The 17808-nt window shown below is 65.6% G+C and carries 18 protein-coding genes; 8 read left to right on the top strand and 10 right to left on the bottom strand.

All coding sequences use genetic code 11. From position 1 onward, the window contains the following. Positions 1 to 50: 50 nt before the first annotated feature. Complete coding sequence (locus tag AC5Y47_RS15635; RefSeq protein ID WP_499944950.1) at positions 51 to 884, top strand: mycofactocin-coupled SDR family oxidoreductase; 834 nt, start codon at positions 51 to 53, stop codon at positions 882 to 884. Next, the gene (locus tag AC5Y47_RS15630; RefSeq protein ID WP_499944948.1) at positions 881 to 2080 is read left to right on the top strand and encodes a cytochrome P450; all 1200 of its coding nucleotides are present in this window, start codon (positions 881 to 883) and stop codon (positions 2078 to 2080) included. The genes AC5Y47_RS15635 and AC5Y47_RS15630 overlap by 4 nt, the downstream gene beginning before the upstream one ends. 54 nt (positions 2081 to 2134) lie before the next feature. On the opposite strand, the gene AC5Y47_RS15625 is transcribed toward AC5Y47_RS15630, so the two are convergent. Next, entirely contained in the window at positions 2135 to 2533 is a 399-nt protein-coding gene (locus AC5Y47_RS15625; RefSeq protein WP_499944946.1) for a DUF4267 domain-containing protein, read from the bottom strand. A 97-nt stretch (positions 2534 to 2630) separates the two neighbouring features. On the opposite strand from AC5Y47_RS15625, the gene AC5Y47_RS15620 reads away from it, so the two are divergent. Beyond that, complete coding sequence (locus AC5Y47_RS15620; protein WP_499944944.1) at positions 2631 to 4337, top strand: patatin-like phospholipase family protein; 1707 nt, start codon at positions 2631 to 2633, stop codon at positions 4335 to 4337. Between the two features lie 31 nt (positions 4338 to 4368). Then, a complete protein-coding gene (locus AC5Y47_RS15615; RefSeq protein ID WP_499944942.1) occupies positions 4369 to 4953 on the top strand; it encodes a DUF732 domain-containing protein in 585 nt (194 codons plus the stop codon). 43 nt (positions 4954 to 4996) lie between these two features. On the opposite strand, the gene AC5Y47_RS15610 is transcribed toward AC5Y47_RS15615, so the two are convergent. The 4 genes from AC5Y47_RS15610 to AC5Y47_RS15595 form a co-directional block, all read right to left on the bottom strand. Next, positions 4997 to 5932: a TIGR03619 family F420-dependent LLM class oxidoreductase gene (locus AC5Y47_RS15610; RefSeq protein WP_499944941.1), complete on the bottom strand. Its 936-nt coding sequence runs from the start codon at positions 5930 to 5932 to the stop codon at positions 4997 to 4999. A 148-nt stretch (positions 5933 to 6080) separates the two neighbouring features. Continuing rightward, positions 6081 to 6737, bottom strand: a complete 657-nt coding sequence (locus tag AC5Y47_RS15605) for a nitroreductase family protein (RefSeq protein ID WP_499944939.1) — start codon at positions 6735 to 6737, stop codon at positions 6081 to 6083. Further along, positions 6734 to 7852 carry an NAD(P)H-dependent amine dehydrogenase family protein gene (locus tag AC5Y47_RS15600; RefSeq protein WP_499944936.1) on the bottom strand — a complete coding sequence of 373 codons (1119 nt, stop codon included), beginning with the start codon at positions 7850 to 7852 and terminating at the stop codon, positions 6734 to 6736. The genes AC5Y47_RS15605 and AC5Y47_RS15600 overlap by 4 nt, the downstream gene beginning before the upstream one ends. A gap of 22 nt (positions 7853 to 7874) precedes the next feature. Further along, positions 7875 to 8906, bottom strand: coding sequence for an acyl-CoA dehydrogenase family protein (locus AC5Y47_RS15595; protein WP_499944991.1), 1032 nt, complete (start codon positions 8904 to 8906; stop codon positions 7875 to 7877). 84 nt (positions 8907 to 8990) lie between these two features. Here AC5Y47_RS15595 and AC5Y47_RS15590 point away from each other — a divergent pair, with 84 nt between their 5' ends. After that, positions 8991 to 10148, top strand: coding sequence for an acyl-CoA dehydrogenase family protein (locus AC5Y47_RS15590; RefSeq protein WP_499944933.1), 1158 nt, complete (start codon positions 8991 to 8993; stop codon positions 10146 to 10148). Here AC5Y47_RS15590 and AC5Y47_RS15585 read toward each other — a convergent pair. Then, positions 10137 to 10925, bottom strand: a complete 789-nt coding sequence (locus AC5Y47_RS15585) for a TetR/AcrR family transcriptional regulator (RefSeq protein ID WP_499944932.1) — start codon at positions 10923 to 10925, stop codon at positions 10137 to 10139. The two genes, AC5Y47_RS15590 and AC5Y47_RS15585, sit on opposite strands and share 12 nt — an antisense overlap. 132 nt (positions 10926 to 11057) lie before the next feature. On the opposite strand from AC5Y47_RS15585, the gene AC5Y47_RS15580 reads away from it, so the two are divergent. After that, the gene (locus AC5Y47_RS15580) at positions 11058 to 12245 is read left to right on the top strand and encodes an amidohydrolase family protein (RefSeq protein WP_499944931.1); all 1188 of its coding nucleotides are present in this window, start codon (positions 11058 to 11060) and stop codon (positions 12243 to 12245) included. Positions 12246 to 12258: 13 nt separating this feature from the next. Here the strand turns inward: AC5Y47_RS15580 and AC5Y47_RS15575 are convergent, their stop codons facing one another. The 4 genes from AC5Y47_RS15575 to AC5Y47_RS15560 are packed head-to-tail and all read right to left on the bottom strand — an operon-like array spanning position 12259 to position 16102. Then, on the bottom strand, positions 12259 to 13083 hold the full coding sequence (locus AC5Y47_RS15575; protein WP_499944930.1) for an enoyl-CoA hydratase/isomerase family protein: 825 nt from the start codon (positions 13081 to 13083) through the stop codon (positions 12259 to 12261). Beyond that, positions 13080 to 14177: a hydroxyacid dehydrogenase gene (locus AC5Y47_RS15570; RefSeq protein WP_499944928.1), complete on the bottom strand. Its 1098-nt coding sequence runs from the start codon at positions 14175 to 14177 to the stop codon at positions 13080 to 13082. Before AC5Y47_RS15570 ends, AC5Y47_RS15575 begins: the two co-directional genes overlap by 4 nt. Continuing rightward, entirely contained in the window at positions 14174 to 15289 is a 1116-nt protein-coding gene (locus tag AC5Y47_RS15565) for a TauD/TfdA family dioxygenase (protein ID WP_499944926.1), read from the bottom strand. Before AC5Y47_RS15565 ends, AC5Y47_RS15570 begins: the two co-directional genes overlap by 4 nt. Before the next feature lie 27 nt (positions 15290 to 15316). Continuing rightward, positions 15317 to 16102 (bottom strand): HpcH/HpaI aldolase family protein, encoded by a 786-nt coding sequence (locus AC5Y47_RS15560; protein WP_499944925.1) that lies wholly within the window; start codon positions 16100 to 16102, stop codon positions 15317 to 15319. An 89-nt stretch (positions 16103 to 16191) separates the two neighbouring features. Between AC5Y47_RS15560 and AC5Y47_RS15555 the strand changes: the two genes are divergently transcribed. Next, positions 16192 to 17337, top strand: a complete 1146-nt coding sequence (locus AC5Y47_RS15555) for an acetyl-CoA acetyltransferase (protein ID WP_499944924.1) — start codon at positions 16192 to 16194, stop codon at positions 17335 to 17337. Then, a complete protein-coding gene (locus tag AC5Y47_RS15550) occupies positions 17337 to 17738 on the top strand; it encodes a Zn-ribbon domain-containing OB-fold protein (RefSeq protein ID WP_499944922.1) in 402 nt (133 codons plus the stop codon). Before AC5Y47_RS15555 ends, AC5Y47_RS15550 begins: the two co-directional genes overlap by 1 nt. Positions 17739 to 17808: the final 70 nt, after the last annotated feature.

The following is a 17808-nucleotide window of genomic DNA, read 5'->3' as shown; positions in this document are numbered from 1 at the left end:
ACACGGTTACGGTACCTGGTGTAACGAGGTTACTCAACGAGGAGGACGGCATGACCGGCCGGGTTGCAGACAAAGTCGCGTTCGTCACCGGTGCGGCCCGGGGGCAGGGCCGCAGCCACGCAGTGCGGCTGGCACAGGAGGGTGCCGACATCATCGCCGTCGACATCTGTCAGGGCTTCGAGAACTCCCCCGCCCCCGCATCGACGTCTGAAGACCTCGCGGAAACCGCCAATCTCGTCAAAGGTCTCGATAGACGGGTCGTCACTGCCGAAGTCGACGTCCGCGACTACGACGCGCTCAAGGCGGCGGTAGACAACGGCGTCGAACAACTCGGCCGACTCGACATCGTCGTCGCCAACGCCGGCATCGGCACAATCGCGCCCAAGCTGCACAAGATGGACGAGAATCTCTGGCAGCAGATGATCGACGTGAACCTGAGCGGTGTCTGGAAGTCAGTGAAAGCGGCTGTGCCGCATCTACTTTCGTCTGGGGGCGGCTCCATCGTGCTGACCAGCTCGGTAGCCGGCCTCAAGGCCTACACCCACACCGGTCATTACAACGCCGCCAAACACGGAGTGGTCGGGCTGATGCGTTCGTTCGCCGTCGAGCTCGGCCCGCAGAACATTCGGGTCAATACGGTGCATCCCACCCATGTGAACACGCCGTTGCTTATCAACGAGCAGACATTCCGTTTGTTCCGGCCGGACCTGGAGAATCCCGGCCCTGACGACCTGGCACCGATCTGCCAGACGTTCCACACCCTGCCGATCCCCTGGGTCAACGTGGAGGACATCAGCAACGCCGTGCTGTTCTTGGCCTCCGACGAAGCCCGCTACATCACCGGTGTCACCCTTCCCGTCGATGCAGGAAGTTGCCTGAAATGACCGTCACCGCCGAGACCGGCGTCTACTACGACCCCTACGACGTCGATATCACCGCCAATCCGTACCCGATCTTCGCGCGCCTGCGCGACGAGGCTCCGCTGTACTACAACGAACGCTATAACTTCTGGGCGATCTCGCGGCATGCCGATGTGGAAGCCGCACTGTCGGACTGGGAAACGTTCTCCAACAGTCGAAGTGACATCCTGGAACTGATCCAGTCCAAGTTCCCGATGCCACCCGGTGTGATGATGTTCGAGGATCCGCCCAAGCACACCATGCTGCGCGGCGTCATGTCCCGAGTGTTCACGCCGCGGCGGATGGCCGCGATCGAGGACCAGATCCGCAGCTACTGCGTCCGGTGCCTCGACCCGCTGGTCGGGTCCGACGGCTTCGACATCATCGCCGAACTGGCGTCCATGATGCCGATGCGGGTGATCGGCATGCTGCTGGGCATCCCCGAAGAAGAGCAGATCGGGGTGCGCGACGCCAACGACGCCAACCTGCGCACCAAAGCCGGCACTCCCATGAAGGTTGCCAATCCCGACGCGATCGCCGACGGCCGCATCTACGCCGACTATGTGGACTGGCGCGCCAAGAACCCCTCCGACGACCTAATGACCTCGCTACTCAACGTCGAATTCGAGGACGAGAACGGTGTCACGAGAAAGCTGACGCGCAAAGAGGTGCTGCATTACACGCAGGTGGTGGCCGGCGCGGGCAACGAGACGACGGGCAGGCTGATCGGCTGGCTGGCCAAGGTACTTGCCGAGCATCCCGACCAGCGTCGCGAAATCGCCGCGGCCCGTTCGCTTTTGACCCGCGCAGTGGACGAGACGCTGCGCTTCGAGCCGACCGGACCGCATGTCGGCCGCTACACCATCCGCGATTTCGAGATGTACGGAACCACGGTGCCGGCGGGCAGCGCGATCCTGCTGTTGTTCGGTGCCGCCAATCGAGACCCGTTGCGGTACGACAATCCCGACGTTTTCGACATCCACCGCAACAACATTTCCCATCTGACGTTCGGCAAGGGCGTGCACTACTGCCTGGGTGCGAACCTGGCCCGCCTGGAGGGCCGGGTTGCGCTCGACGAACTGCTCAACCGGTGGCCCGACTGGGAGGTCGACTACGACAGCCTCAAGCTCGCGCCGACGTCGACGGTGCGCGGATGGGAGCGGTTGCGGATCCTCGTCTGAGGACCCTGGCCTCGCTCGAAGTCTCCTTGCGCCACAAGACATTCGAACCCGCCACTAGGCGTCCGCCGGCGCCTCGACACTCCGCTTGTTCGGACGCGCCGCGCCCCACAGCCCCACGCTGATCCCCAGCGCGGCCCCGCCCAGCCCGATCAGCCGCTGCGCGGGCTTCAGCTGATGATGCACGCTCAACCCGCCGAGCAGGTCGGCCGCATCCGCGCCGCCGGAGGCCAGGAACCACCCGCGCGTGTTCTTACCGCGCAGCGCCGCGGCCGCGAGCAGACCACCGATCAAGGCGTCGCGATATCCCATGGAACGCAACAACAATTGCGCTGTGGCGGTTTGGTCGTCCGGATCTCCCCACAGCTTGTTGGAGTTGACGGGATCGACGAGGAAGGAGATGCCCGACGCCAGTCGGATACTGCCCGCTATGAGTGCGGCACGATCGATCGACATGGCCGGAGCTTAGTCTGCCTCTACACCGAACCAGAAGGAGCGCAGGGGTGACGACCGTTTCGGTGCCACCCGGGCGGTGATGAGAGGGTTGGTATCCATGCAGAACCCGTTCGCAGACCCGCTACGCCGGTGGGCTCCCGGCCGTAGCCGGCGCGCGCCCGCGATCGATTCCGTCGAGGAGCTCGAGGACGACGAGACCAAGGCCACCGATGCCGCGCTCGACACCGTCGACCTACCGTCCGCCGACCCGGTGCTGTTGCTGCAGAAGATGGAGAACCGGCTGGTCCGCAACCACCTGGCCAACGACGTGTTGAGCACCGAGCAAGTGCGCAAACTCCGCTACATACTCAACTTCGCCCGACTCGCCGACTTCGAACCCGGCGCCGCGGGCCCCGGTGGCACCCGCGGACGTGGGGACGTTTCGGTGGGTGCGGAGATCGGCCCGTGGCGGTCCAGGGTCGTCGACGCGCTGTATGAACCACTGCGGGAGGAGTCGAATCCGGTCAAGGCGTTGACGGCGGCGCGGGACGTGCTGGCCGCGCTGAGTGAGGACCAGGACGACCAAAGAAAGGTCCTCATCGACCGTCACCGCAACGACTTCTCGTCCGCCGAACTCGACACGGAGCTCGGTTACAAGAAGCTCGTCACGGTCCTGGGCGGCGGCGGGGGCGCCGGCTTCGTCTACATCGGCGGGATGGAGCGACTGCTAGAGGCGGGCCAGGTACCCGACTACATGATCGGCTCGTCGTTCGGATCGATCCTGGGCAGCCTGGTGGCCCGCGAACTGCCGGTGCCGATCGAGGAGTACGTCGCCTGGGCCAAGACGGTGTCCTACCGGGCGATCCTGGGACCAGAGCGGTTGCGTAGGCGGCACGGCATGGCCGGTCTGTTCGCCCTGCGTTTCGACCAGTTCGCGCACGCCCTGCTCAGCCGCACCGACGGCGAGCGCATGCGCATGTCCGACCTGGCCATCCCGTTCGACGTGGTGATCGCCGGTGTGCGCAAGCAGCCGTACGCGGCACTGCCGTCTCGATTTCGCCGTCCCGAATTGGCCGCGTTGCAGGGGCGTTCGATTCCGTTCCGTCCCATCGGGATCGGGCCGTTGGTGGCGGCGCGTATGTGGCAGGTCTCGGCCTTCATCGACCTGCGAGTGGTCAAGCCGATCGTGATCAGCGGCGACGAGCCCGCACTGGACTTCGACGTGCTCGATGCCGCTTCGTTCTCGTCGGCCATTCCCGGTGTGCTGCACCACGAATCGAGCGACCCCCGGATGCTGCCACTACTGGACGATCTGTGCGCCGAGCGGGACGTCGCGGCGCTGGTCGACGGCGGTGCCGCCAGCAATGTTCCCGTCGAACTGGCCTGGAAGAGAGTGCGCGACGGCAAGCTGGGCAGCCGCAACGCGTGCTACCTGGCGTTCGATTGCTTTCACCCACAATGGGATTCGCGGCACCTGTGGATGGCGCCGATTCTGCAGGCGATCCAGCTGCAGATGCTGCGCAACCTGCCCTACGCCGACCACCTGGTCAGGTTCGAGCGCACCCTGTCCCCGATCAACCTGGCGCCGTCCGCCGGCGCCATCGACCGCGCATGTCGATGGGGACGCAACAGCGTCGACAAAGCGATCCCGGTCACGTCGGCACTCCTGCAACCGACGTGGTGGGCGGGCGACGCACCGGCGGCCGCGGGGACAGACCACCAGCAACGCACGAAGGGGGTTGGGTCGTCGATGAGTTCGGTGATGGCAGCCATCCAGGCACCCGGCGGACGGCTGGCGAGATGGCGGGACCGCCACCTGACCTGAAGCCCATGAACCCGCGGACTACCATGACCTCATGGTCGACCCGGGCGCCGACTACAACACCGGCACGAATACGGACTCCTCGAGTCTGGCGTGGTCGAGCGGCACCGAGGTACCGGACATCCAGGGCACGCCGGCGGGCGAGGCGCGAGACGGCCGAGGTGTGGACCCCGAACCGGTGATCGTCGAGCAGTCCTGGAGCGTGGTGTTGGGCAGGTCGATCGCGGTTTTGTTGATCTGCATCGGGGTGGCGGCGGTGATCGTGGTCGTCGGCCTGTTGCTGCTCAAGGACGATCCACCACCCAGCGCCACGCCGGCGCGCACCACCACGGCGCCCGCCACCACGACCGACATCGCCTCCACTCCGGATCAGGACAGCCGGTACATCGCGGCGCTCAATGAGAAGGGCGTCGTCTTCCGAAACCCTGACGTGGCCGTCTCGAACGGTAAAGCGGTGTGTCAAAGCTTCGTCGCAGGACAATCGGCCGAGCAGATAGTGGCGGACTTCCGTGCGGCCAACGCCGAACATCCCGAGTATGCCGACAACGCCGAAGCGATTGTCGGTGTCTCGGTTCGTGCGTACTGCCCGCAATACGCAAAACAGGTTGCTACCTACTGACCTCGGAGCTGATCGACCCCATGGGCGGCGGTAAGGCCAGACGTCAGTCAGTAACCGCCCGAAACGCGCTGACCAACGCCGACAACACCTCGTTCGCCTGCGCAGGATCGGCCGGCAACGTTCCGGCGAAGCGGATGTCGGTGGCCCCGTCGGCCAGCAGCTGCGGGACCACCGCGACCGAAGCGCGAGCGTCAATAGCGTGACCCGGGCCCTTGACCAGCGTCGCGGAGCCCTGCACCTGCAGATCGCTCGGGTCCCCACCGACGTCGGCGATCGCGGCCTTCATCGCCGGGACGGCTCCCTTCAGATCACCGATGGCCGGACCCCAAGGGATCCAGCGCTTTCCGAATCGGCTCAACCGTCGGGCTACCGCCGGATTCACCGTGCCGCTGACCCAGATGGGTATGCCGCCGGGTTGCACCGGCTTGGGCATCTGGTGAATGCCCTCGAAGCAGAGTTCGGCTGAGCTGTAGTCGGCGCGCTGCTGGGTCCACAGTGTCTGGCACACCTCCAGGGTGTGATCGAGCAGACGTCCGCGACGCCGGAAGGGCAGTCCGACTGCTTCGTATTCCTCGCGCTGCCAACCGATTCCGACACCCAGGTCCATCCGCCCACCGGACAACGCGTCGATGGTGGCCAGTTGCTTGGCCAGCACGGCCGGACGACGCAGGGCGGCGAGCAGCACGCCGGTCGACAACCGGATCCGGCTGGTGGTGGCCGCCACCGCCGTCAGGAAGATGAGCGGTTCCAGCCAATGCCCGTCGGGTCCGGTCGGTTGTCTGCCGCCGGCGGTTCCCCCCGCGGAGGGGTCGCCGTACGCCTCGAGGTTCTCACCGAAGACGACGTGATCGGAGACGACCACCCGGTCGACGCCGGCTGCATCCATGGCGCGCGCCATGTCGACGGTCGCGGTCCAATCCTCGTCGGGGCGGTCGCTGAAGGTACGCAGATACATCGAGAGTTTCGGACGACCCGTCATGGGTCACGAGCCTACGGCGCGCGAGCGTCCCGCCGCGCCTTCTGCTGCGCGAGCAGACGCAGAATCGCACGATCGCGCGCGATCCAACGCGATTCTGCGTCTGCTCGATGCTTACGCGGCACCTTCGTTATCCGCATGCCGAGAGCGGTCAGCTGGAACCGCAGCTTCGCCGAGGTTGATCCCAGCGGTCGGTCACCACAACGTCCGACAACGGCTTGCGCCGCACCGGATGGTGTCCACCGCGCGGCCAGCCGACGGTGAGCAGCGCAGCGATCTGCCAGTCGGCGGGCATGGCTGTCACGGAACGCAATTCCTGCTCACACGAGTAGTGCCACAGCGTGATCGCGGCGCCCAGGCCCTGAGCCCGGGCGGCGAGCAGAAAGTTCTGCACGGCGGGAAAGATCGAACCGCCCTGCTGCAGTTCGGTGGCTCCCGGTTGAGGTCGGATGCAGAACATGACCAGTGCGGGCGCCGCGCCCCCGATCCGGGTGTGCTCGGCCATCGTCTTCAGCGCGCGCGACTTCGGATCGTCGGCCCCGTCCTGCGGTTCGGTCAGGTCGTAGTACTCGGTCATCGCCTGCCACGTCTTCGCGGCGCCACGCGTCACCACATCGCGCGCCTGCGTGGACTCGAGAACCACGAACTTCCACGGCTGTTGGTTGCCTCCCGACGGAGCCCAGGTAGCGGCCAGCAGACACCGTTCCAGCACGTCGTCGGCAACCGGTTCGTCCCGGTACCGCCGCACCGCGGAACAGGTTGCCATCAGTTCCCACACATCCTGCGGTGGAACGGATTTCGTGCTCATGTCCGGGCCTGTGCCGTCGGCGGCAGCACACCTCGCCAGGTTCCCCCGCGCACCGGGCCGGTGACCAGTGGCAGATCCAAGGTCGACAGCAGTCCCGGCGGTGCGGCGATCACGGCGGGAATGGCGTTGAGTTCGCGCATCACGGTCGCATAGGTCAGTCCGCGCATGTTGTTTCCGCGGCCGTGCATCTCGACGTCGACGGTGTAGGTGGGCAGACCGTCGATGATGACCCGGTATCCACCGTGCGGCGAAGGGTGACGAGGCCAGTGCGGGGCGGAACCCTCCCCCATCCGGGTGATGTGTTCGAGCACCACGCGTTCTTCACCGTCGACCATGCCGGCGAGCTTGAAACGCATGCCGCCCATGGTTCCCGGCTCGATCCACCCCGAGGCAACCTCGTAACGCTCTGCGGCCAGCCACTTCTCGATGGTGGTGTGAACGTCATCGAGCGGCAGGCCGACGCCGTCTGCGACCAGGTGCACGATGGGCGCCCACAGGGCGGCGAGCCGTTCGGTGTCGAACAGCGGTGCCGGATGGTCGGGCGGATGCCCGAATCCCATGAAGTCGAACATGATCTCGGGTTGGTCGATGGGGCCGTAGTCCAGAATCTCCAACATGGTGATCTTGTCGACCCTGCTGCTGAACCCGGTCATCGTCAGCGCCACAACGTCATTGGCCCAACCGGGGTCCACACCGCTGTTGAAGAAGCTGGTGTTTCCGTCGCGGCAGGCGGCCTCCAGCAGCTCGACGGTCTCCTTGTCGGCCGCGGGCGGGTAGCACATCGGCACCAGCGAGGTGCATACCACGTGCTTGCCCGCGCGCAGACAACGCGCGATGTCCTGCGCGGCTTCGCGATAGCGGTAGTCGCCGGACGCGAAGTAGGCGACCACGTCGACGTCGCCCGCCAGCGCGGCACCGATGTCGCGGGTAGCGATCACGCCGGTCGGTGGCATTCCGCAGAGCTCACCTGCGTCCTTTCCGTCCTTGGCTTCCGAGTGCACGACGACACCGGACAGCTCCAGCCCTGGGTGTGCGATGACAGCCCGCAGCGCACCCACGCCGACCTGTCCGGGGCCCCAAAGGATTACCCGCGGCTGCTGCGCACTGTCCGCCATGTGCACCCTTCCCGATCCGTGGTCATGCCGGCGATGTCTCAGGGCGCGCCCCGTAGCGCGCGTCGGCAGCCCGGTCCAGCGCGACGGCAGGCTCGCCGTACACCATTGCCCAGCCGCGAACCCGGCGATAGTAGAGCTGGATGTCGCATTCCATGCTGAATCCGTATCCGCCGTGGATGTGCAGGCTGCGACGTGTCGCGTCGCGTGCCGTCTCGTATGCGAACGCGAATGCCATCGCCGCCAGTTCACGTACCCGGCCTGGCTCGTCGGCAAAGGCACACGCCGCCTTCAGCGCAAGCAGCCGGGCTCCGTCGGCGGCGGTCGCACTGTCAGCCAGGGGGTGTGACACCGCTTGGAACTTCCCGATCGCAGATCCGAAGGCGTGCCGCTGTTTGGCGTACTCGACCCCGATTTCCACGGCTTTCTTCGCCGCGCCTGCCAACGCGGTCGCGGTGAGCGCCAGCCACAGATCGAGGCCGCTCGCGAACAGTTCCCTCGCACGGTCACCGTCGGCGAGCACGATGTGGCTATCGGGAAACACTGTGTCCGCCAACGGCATCGAACCCAAATTCGGCACAGCAGTGCGGTGCTGTCCGAATGGCACCGCCACGAGCCGTCCGTCCACCATCGCCACCACATGGTCCGCGACGGCTCCTGCGGGGACCAAATCCAGTCGTCCACCGCGGCCGGCGCGCGGTGCAAAGGTAACCAGTCGATCCCCGGTGAGGGCCTGGCTGAGCAAACTGGCGCCGGCGTCCCCCGCGGCCGCGAGTAACCGGGCGGCGACCTGCGCTTCGATGAGCGGCGCCGACGCCACGGCTCGGCCGAATTGTTCGGCGGTCAATGCGAGGTCGAGCACGGAAGCACCCCACCCGCCGGCTTCTTCCGCGACGGCCATGGCTACCGCACCCACGTCCTGCAACGCCTTCCACAGCACGACATCGAAACCCAGTGGCTCGGCGGCTCGTACCCGCTGAGCCGACGATTCGCGGGCGAACAGGGCGAGAAATGAGCCCACCAGTTGCCGCTGCTCGCCGGTCAGGCTCAGGTCCACGTCTGCAGGTCCCATCACAGGCGGATATACTCGCTCTCAAAATCGAGAGTAACATTATCGCCTGCGTCGAGGGATCGGGTGCCCATGCATTTCCAGCTCGACCCGGAGACCGAAGCCTTCCGGGACCAGGTGCGTGCCCATCTGCGTGAGGTGCTGACCCCGGAGTTCGAAGAGCGGATCTACCGCAGCGGCGTTGCCCACGACGACGATTTCGCAAAAGGACTCGTCGAGAAGGGTTATTTCGCCCCCGAATGGCCCGTCGAATGCGGCGGGCAGGGCCGCAACGGGTGGGGTGGGCAGGTCGTCAACGAGGAACTCATGCGCTTCGATGCGCCCATGTATCTGTCCGAGACCACCCGCATGGTGGCCTCCATCATCCGCGCCGTCGGAACCCGCGAATTGCAGGATCTCATCCTCGACGGTGCGATGAACGGCGACATCACGATCGCCCTGGGCTTCACCGAACCCGAATGCGGGTCAGACGTCGCGGCGGCGAACACCAGGGCGGTACGGGATGGCGAGCACTGGGTTATCAACGGCAGCAAGATGTTCACCACCAACGGTCACCTGGCCGACTACGTGTTTTTGCTGACGCGCACGAACACTCAGAAGCCGAAGCACCAGGGACTCACCATGTTCCTGGTCCCGCGGGACACCGACGGCTTTGCGGCGCAGGCAATTTGGACGTTGTCCGGAGAGCGCACCAATGTCACCTTCTATTCCGATGTTCGAATCGGCGACGAGTGGCGGGTCGGCGAGGTCGACGACGGGTGGCGAGTCATCGGGCTGTCGCTGCAGGACGAGCATGCATCCGGTTGGGGTCCGCACCTGGCGCGGCTGTTGCACCACGCGGAACGATGGGCACACACACCGGACGACCGCGGCGAATCACCCATCGAAAGCACGGACGTTCGCCGGCGACTGACCCGGGTCGCCATCGAGAACGAAGTGTCGATGCTGCTCCAACGGCGCTGCGTGTGGTTGCTCGAGCAGGGCGAAACCCCGGTGGCCGAGGGCTCGATGTCGAAGGTCTTCAGCACCGAAGCGCTCGAGCGGGCGAGCCAGGACATCGTCGAACTCGTCGGCCCCGACGGCCTGCGCAGCTATTTCGAGCCGACCGCACCCGAGCAGGGCCGGTTCGAGCATCTGCTGCGATTCGCGTTGGGCACCACGATCTATGCCGGGACCAGTGAGGTGCACCGCACCATCATCGCGCAGCGCGGACTCGGTCTACCCCGTTAGCTTCCGCGCTCGCCGGGGCGATGCGGTACGCGCGGTCGACTTCCGCGGCGCGCGTGGCTTCGGTTCCGCCACAGGCGGACTGACGGCCTGCTTGCACCACGACCACAGCTCGTCCTCGGTCAGCTTGGATCCTTTGCCGCCCAGGTGGAATACGCCGATCTGGGCCAGCGCCGTCAAGGTGGTGTTCAGCAGCGTGGTGAGTTGAGCGGGGGTCAGATCGTTGCGCACCAATCCTGCTCGCGCGCAGGAGGTGATGATCTTGGTCAACAGTTTCAGGTGCGGTTCCCACACTTTGGCGAAGTCGGCGGGCCGATTGATCTCCAGGCTCAGGTTGTAGATAGTCATCACCCGGCCGCCCACCGATTCCGACGACTCGGCGCGATACAGGACGCCGCGACAGAACGCCTCCAGTTGCTCCATCGGGCCTTCCGCGGCCGCGACTTCCTGCCGGATGTTCTCGGTGAATTGACTGGTGACGTTCTCGTACAACGCCAGCATCAGTTCTTCCTTGCCGGCGAAGTGTTGGTAGAACGCCCGCAAGCTCAAATTCGACCGGTCGATCAAGGTTTGGATCGTGAAGTCGGCTTTGCCCGACTCCTCCACCAATTCCAGCGCCGTGGCCAGGAATCGGGAACTGCGCGCGAGAGCCCGCGCTCTCGCCGAGCTCAGGCGCCGCTCGATGGTGCGTTCCTGCCATGTGGTCGGCGGCTTGACTTCGGGATCGACGATTTCCAACTCGGCTTCGGAAGCGTTGCCGGCACTCTTTTTTGCAGCCATGGTCAACTCAGAATACTCGCAGACCCCCCAGAGCCCGCATGCTGCCCACACCAGTTCATGCAGTACCCTGAAAACGGCCATTCTCGCTCAGGGGAAATTCGGTGTACGGCCATCCTCGTAAGGAGTGCGACGTTGAGCGCAGACATACTGATCGTCTCACCGGACGACCATCTGGTGGAGCCGGCCGACTTATGGACCAACCGGCTTCCGGAGCGCTATCGGGACATCGGGCCGCGGATCGTTCGCACCCGCGGTCGCATGGACCCGACCGTCACCTCCGATGTGGCGTTCATCGAGGACGAGGACGGCCGCGACGCCGACATCTGGCACTACGAGGACAAGACCATCCCGATCCCGCTGATCAGCGCCGCCGCCGGGTACGACCTCGATGAGCTCACCACCGACCCGATCACCTACGACGAGATGCGCCCGGGCTGTTATCGTCCGGCCGACCGGCTGGCCGACATGGACATCGCCGGCATCGAGGCTTCGGCGTGCTTCCCCAACACCCTCGTCCGGTTCTGCGGCCAACGCTTCCTGTACGGCAAGGACAAGGAGCTGGCGAAGCTCTGCGTGGAGGCCTACAACGACTTTCAGATCGACGAGTGGGGTGGCAGCTCCAACGGCAGGTTGATCCCGCTCGGCATCATCCCGCTCTGGGATGTCGAACTCGCCGCTCGTGAGGTCGACCGAGTGGCCGCCAAAGGCATGCGCGCCGTGTGCTTTTCCGAGTTGCCCTCTCGTCTCGACCTCCCGTCCATCCACAGCGGCTACTGGGATCCGTTCTTCGCCGCGTGCGAACGAAACCAGGTGGGCATCATGCTGCACATCGGATCGAGTTCGTCGCTCACCAAGTCCTCCCCCGATTCTCCCCATGTCGTCACCAGCGCGCTGATGGCGGTGAACTGCACTATCGCGCTGGTGGACTGGCTGTTCTCCGGCAAGCTCATCCAGTTTCCCGACCTGAAGATCGCGTTCGCTGAGGCGCAAGCCGGCTGGATTCCGTACTACCTGCAACGGGTCGATGAAGTCTGGGAAGACCGGCGGGCGTGGGGCGGCATCCACCCCTTGCTCACCGAACCGCCCAGCAGCCAGGTGCCCGGGCGGGTCTACTTCTCCACCTTCGGTGACCCGGTCGCGTTCCGCATTCTCGACCTGGTCGGGCCGGATCAGTTGATGTTCGAGACCGACTACCCCCACAACGACACCAACTGGCCGAGAAGTCTCGAGGTCGCCAACAAGGCGACGGCAGGCCTGGATCAGGAGACCAAGCGGAAGGTGCTGTCCACCAATGCGAAACGGTTCTTCGGACTCGCCTAGCCAAGTCTGAGGGTTACAACGCCTTCCATTCCGGTTTGCGCTTCTCCAGAAAGGCCCGCGGCCCCTCGATGGCGTCCTTGGTCAGGGCCACCTTCATGCGGTAGTTCTCCGCAAGGAGTTCGGCCTCGTAAATGGGCAGCGACAATCCCTTTCGGACCGCCATGCGCGAACCGCGCACCGCCAGTGGCGCATTCGAGTTCACCACCTCGGCGACCTCCCACGCCCGGTCCATGAGCTGTTCGTGCGGTACGACTTCGGTGAACACTCCGAGGTCATATGCGCGCTGAGCGTCCAGTCGCTCATGCCTGCCCATCAGCACCAGCCGCATGGCGACCGGCAGCGGCAGGATCCGGGCCAGCCGAACGGCTTCCCGGCCCGAGGACACTCCGATGCTCACGTGCGGGTCCATCAGTGTCGCCTGCTCGGACGCGATGGTGATGTCCGCGGTCGTGACCAGGTCCATACCCGCTCCGCACGCAATGCCGTTGACGGCGCAGATGATCGGCTTCGTCATCTGCAACCACGGTGGCGTGGCCTCCTGCGGGGCGTCCCACTGCCTCATCGAACTCAGGATGGTTTCGCCCTGATTGTCGATGCCGGCCGCATTCTCCATGTCGTGGTCCGCGGCCTTGTTCACGTCCGCGCCCACACACAGCGCCCGTCCGGCGCCCGTCACGATCATGGTCCAGATATCCTGCGAGTGCTCGATTTCCGCATACGCGACCGCAAGCTCGGCGATCATCTCGTCGTTGATCGCATTGAGCACCTGCGGGCGGTTGAGGGTCAGACAGGCGGTGTGCTCCCGGACCTCGACGTCGATGGTGTCGAATTGTCTCACCTGGCGGGACTCCTGTTCTCCCACAACCCTTCCGAAACGACTGCGGCACTCGGGCGGAATCCGAGTATGTCGTGAAATCTATCGCAATACCGGGGCCAGACATCGGGATTGAGCAGACGTGGCGGCACGCCGCCGCCGAATATCGTCTGCCACTGCGTGGCCGCGGCAACCGCGATGTCGTGTGCGGCTTCGGCGGTGATGCCCGCGGTGTGCGGCGTTGCGACGACGTTGTCCAGGCGCAACAGCGGGTTGTCCTGTCGCGGTGGCTCGTCGTGGAACACGTCCAAACCCGCCCCCGCAATCCAGCCGTCTGCCAGCGCCTCCAGCAGGGCCGCCTCGTCGTGCACGGGGCCGCGCGCGGTGCTGATGAAGAACGCCGTGGGCTTCATCGCGCCGAATTGCTTGCGGCCCAACAAGCCTTCTGTCTCCGCGGTCAGTGGGCACGTCACTTGGACGAAGTCGGAGCGGGTGAGAAGTTCGGCGAGGGAGACCAGCCGGACCCCACGGCCGCGAGCGGACGCGTGGTCGACGTAGGGGTCGAACGCGAGGACATCCATATCGAACGGCGCACACAACTCCACCAGGCGACTACCGATGACGCCGAGGCCGACCACGCCGAGGGTCTTGCCGAGCAGTTGGGTGCCTCGCAGCGCCAGCCGGTCGTCGAGCGTTCCGGCACGCAGCGCCCGATCGGCGATCGTGATCTTCTTGGCCAGGTCGAGCATGAATCCGAGCGCGTGTTCGGCGACGGCCTCGGCTCCCGGACCGGAGTTGTTGCACACCGCGATCCCCGCGCGGGTGCACGCCTCGACGTCGATCACGTCGTAACCGGCGCCCGCCGAACACACCGCCAGCAGGCGCTCGCACCGTTGCACCAACTCGGCGCCCACCAACCACTGCGCCCCGTCGGCAAACGGCGCGACGTCGGTCCGGGTGGCCACCTGATAGCCGTGCGCGGATTGCAGTGCCGCCCAACCCGGCTCGGGCGGGCCGTCCAATTCGAGCCGCACCAGGTCGACGTCGGCCCGCTCCAGCATGTCGCGGGCCACCGGATCGGTCCACCGCTCGTAGACCAGTCGCGGACGGACAGTCATCGCTTGATCTTGGGTTTGGCCTGAGCAGCCTTGAACATGTCGGCCAGTGCCGTGTCGACGTTGCGGTAGTCGTTGCGCGCGATGGCGCCGTCCCGACCCTCGACCACGTCGTAACCCAACCTCAGATCCTTGTTCTCCATGTGGAAATACTCGCGTCCGATGGGTAGCCGCCGGTCCTCGCGCGGCACTTCCATCCAGGCGCGCAGGAAGCAACGCGCCTTCTTGGGATCGGTGCTGCTGACGAAGTCCGACCTGGAATGGCACATCGCGAAGTTGTTGGCCACCGCCGCTTCGCCGGACTCGAGACGAAACTCGACTTGTTGTTCGACCAGCACACTGCGCAACAGTTCTACGGCCTCAGTCTGTTCGGGCGTGAAGTCACGGCCCAGCGTCTTCATGGCGGGCAGGATGCTGCTGTAGGTGAAATTGATGCAGATCCGCCCCTCGATCTGGGAGAACACCGGCACGTCGTAGGGCGTCACGTCGGGTTGATCGTCCGGCTGTTCGCTACGCCGATGATGCGGAAAGCCCTGATACAGAACATCAAGCAGGTCCGGACGTTCGCTCAGGATGCGATTGTGTGCGGCCGGCCCACTGGCGAACTGACTCTCTCCGCCGGTAGCTGCCGGATAGACGCACAACAGCGACAGAATGTCGGCGGCGTCGTTGTGCATTGCCAACTCCGCTCGCGACTTGGTGCCTCGGGCCGGTTGCACGCCGCCGGGCAGCACCTCCTCCTGGACCCGCACCATCCGATGCCCGAAGGAGTTGTTGGACACCAGGTAACCCAGATGGGTGCAGAACGCCCAGTAGATGCGTTCGAGCTCCTCGATCGAATGCTGCTCGACGGGAAACCCACGGACACACGCCAGTCCCTTGCCGAACATCAGATCCCGGTACAGCCGCGCCAGGTCGTCGTCGAGATCCGGATGCCGGGCGTCCTCGGGAGTGATGGCGTCTCGGTCCTTGTGCGCGGTCTTGGCCAGAATCGATTCCAGCGCAGCCACGTTGCGAGCCGACAGGTCGAAGGTGAAGTCTTCCTTGCTGGTGAAGTCCGCGCCGGTCCAGGCCATCGGGTCGGTGACTCGTTCGGTGTAGATCGCGGTCGGCATCCGGTCCTCCTGTTGTCGTGGCGTCGCCTACTCCGACGGCCCCTCCAGTTCGCGAAGCGCCGACGCGCGGGCCGCGGCCGCTTCGGTCATCATCCCGATGTCCGTCCCCGCCGAGATGAATCGCAATCCCAGTCCTACAAAGCGTTTCAGCAGGTCAACGGACTTGATGCCAGCCACACCGAGCGCCACGCCGTGGCTACGACAGGCCGCCGCGACCGATTCTACGGCACGGTGGAAATGATCATTCTCATACTGCCCGTGAATGCCCATCTCGGCGGTCAGATCACTCGGCCCGATCAGGATCATGTCGATGCCGTCGACCGCTGCGATCGAGTCACAGGCCGCTACTCCCGCGCGTGTTTCGATCATCACGGCCACGACAGTCTGACGTTCCAACACCTCGGCGAGTTCCGCGGCCGTCCGCGGCGCGTAACCGCTGACCGGGTTGGGGCCCGAGATCGACCGGTGACCTACCGGCGGAAAGCGTGCCGCGCTAACGACGTCCGCAGCCTGTTGGCTCGAATCAATGTGCGGCACAATGACTCCCACGGCACCCACGTCCAACACCCGGGCGATCAGACTCGCGTCGTGGGAGGGCACCCGAACCAGGCCGGAGATGCCGGCACCCAGCGCGCCGGCGCAGAGCAACTGCGTTGTCTCCAGGGAGGTGGCGGTGTGTTCGAGATCGACGTAGACGGCGTCGTACCCGCAAGCCGCCGCTATCGCGGGTACCTCCGGGGTGCGCGAACTCTGCAGCGCCAGACACAGCACGAGCGCCTCACCGCGCAGTGCGTCACGCAAGGCTCGGGTCATAGCCTCACCGTAGCCGATGCGAGAATAGCTCTTGCGTATTCCGGTGAATGGCCGTTATCGGCGGCTGGCCCGATGTGGTAACCATAGCTATGCCGTCGGACCGCGTCGCAATCGTGGGGGTCGCGCTGTCCGATTGCGGCCGGGTTCCCGACAAGACCGCCATGGCTCTGATGGCCCAGTCCTCGCGCCGGGCGATTGCCGACGCGGGCCTCACCAAAGACGACATCGACGGGTTCGGCGGTCACGGAACCCTGCTGCCGCCGGTGGAAGTCAGCGAATACCTCGGCCTGCGACCCGCGTGGGTCGACGCGACCAACGTCGGCGGCTCGTCGTGGGAGGTGATGGCGCGGCACGCGGCGGCGGCCATCGCCACCGGCGAGATCGACGTCGCGTTGTTGACCTACGGGTCGACCGCACGATCGGACGTCAAGCGTCAGACCCGCGCGTCGGCCGCGGCCATCGGTACCGCAGGCGCACTGCAATACGAGGCGCCCTACGGGGCGACGCTGATCGCCAAGTACGCCATGGCGGCCAGGCGTCACATGATCGAATTCGGTACCAGCACCGAACAACTGGCCGAAGTCGCCGTTGCGGCACACGAATGGTCGGCAATGAACGAGGACGCGTTCGACCGTGAGCGCATCACCGCGGCAGACGTCGCGGCCGCGCCGATGCTGGCCGATCCGTTCACCGCTAAGCACGTCTGCCTGCGCACCGACGGCGGTGGCGCCCTGGTGCTGGCCAGCGAGCGGGTGGCCAAAGACTGCGCACGGGAACCGATTTGGATTCTCGGTGCGGCAGACGCGACGTCACACGTGAGCATGGGTCAGTGGCCGGACTTCACCACTTCGCCGGCCGCGGTCTCAGGGCCTCGGGCGTTCGCGCAAGCGGGTGTCACTCCGGCAGACATCGACGTGTGCCAGCTCTACGACTCGTTCACCTCGACCGTTCTGCTGACCGTGGAGGACCTGGGTTTCTGCGCCAAAGGCGAAGGCGGAACGTTCATCGGATCAGGCGCGCTGCGGCCCGGCGGGGCGCTGCCCACCAACACCGACGGCGGCGGCCTGGCTTCGTGCCATCCGGGGATGCGGGGGATGTTCTTGATGGTGGAGGCGGTGCGGCAACTTCGGGGCGAGTGCGGCGCCCGTCAGGTCCCCGATGCGAGGCTGGCCTGTGTGCACGCGATGGGCGGTTTCTTCACCCACAGCGCCACAATGATCCTCGGGAGGCAGTAGTGAGCGTGGACCGGCCGACCATCGACGCCGACAGCCAAGCCTGGTGGGCCGCAGTCCAGGACCAGACGTTGACGGTCAACACGTGCCGGTCCTGCCGGCGGGCGTCGTTGTATGTCCGGCCGTTCTGTCCGCACTGCTGGAGCGAGGACGTCGAGTTGACGCCCGCGACCGGGCGCGCCCGGCTCTACACGTGGAGCGTGGTTCATCAGAACGCGGCACCGTTCCACGCGCGGACGCCCTACGTGTTGGCCATGGTGGATCTCGAGGAGGGCCCGCGTCTGATGACGGTCGTGGAGAACTACCCTCCCGAAAAGCTCACTGCCGGAATGGAATTGGTCGTAGCATTCCGCCGGGACGACGACGGTTTCGTCGTCCCGGTGTTCCATGCCGCCAGCCATTGATATAGCGCTCTTCGGCGGCTATCCGCGGCGGGCTGAATCGTGCGACTATGGGTGTCGCCGTATTTCTCGA

The organism is Mycobacterium sp. NGS22 (assembly GCF_059813095.1).
The sequence above is the reverse complement of the archived record's forward strand: the minus strand, read 5'-3'. Positions and strand labels throughout refer to the sequence as shown.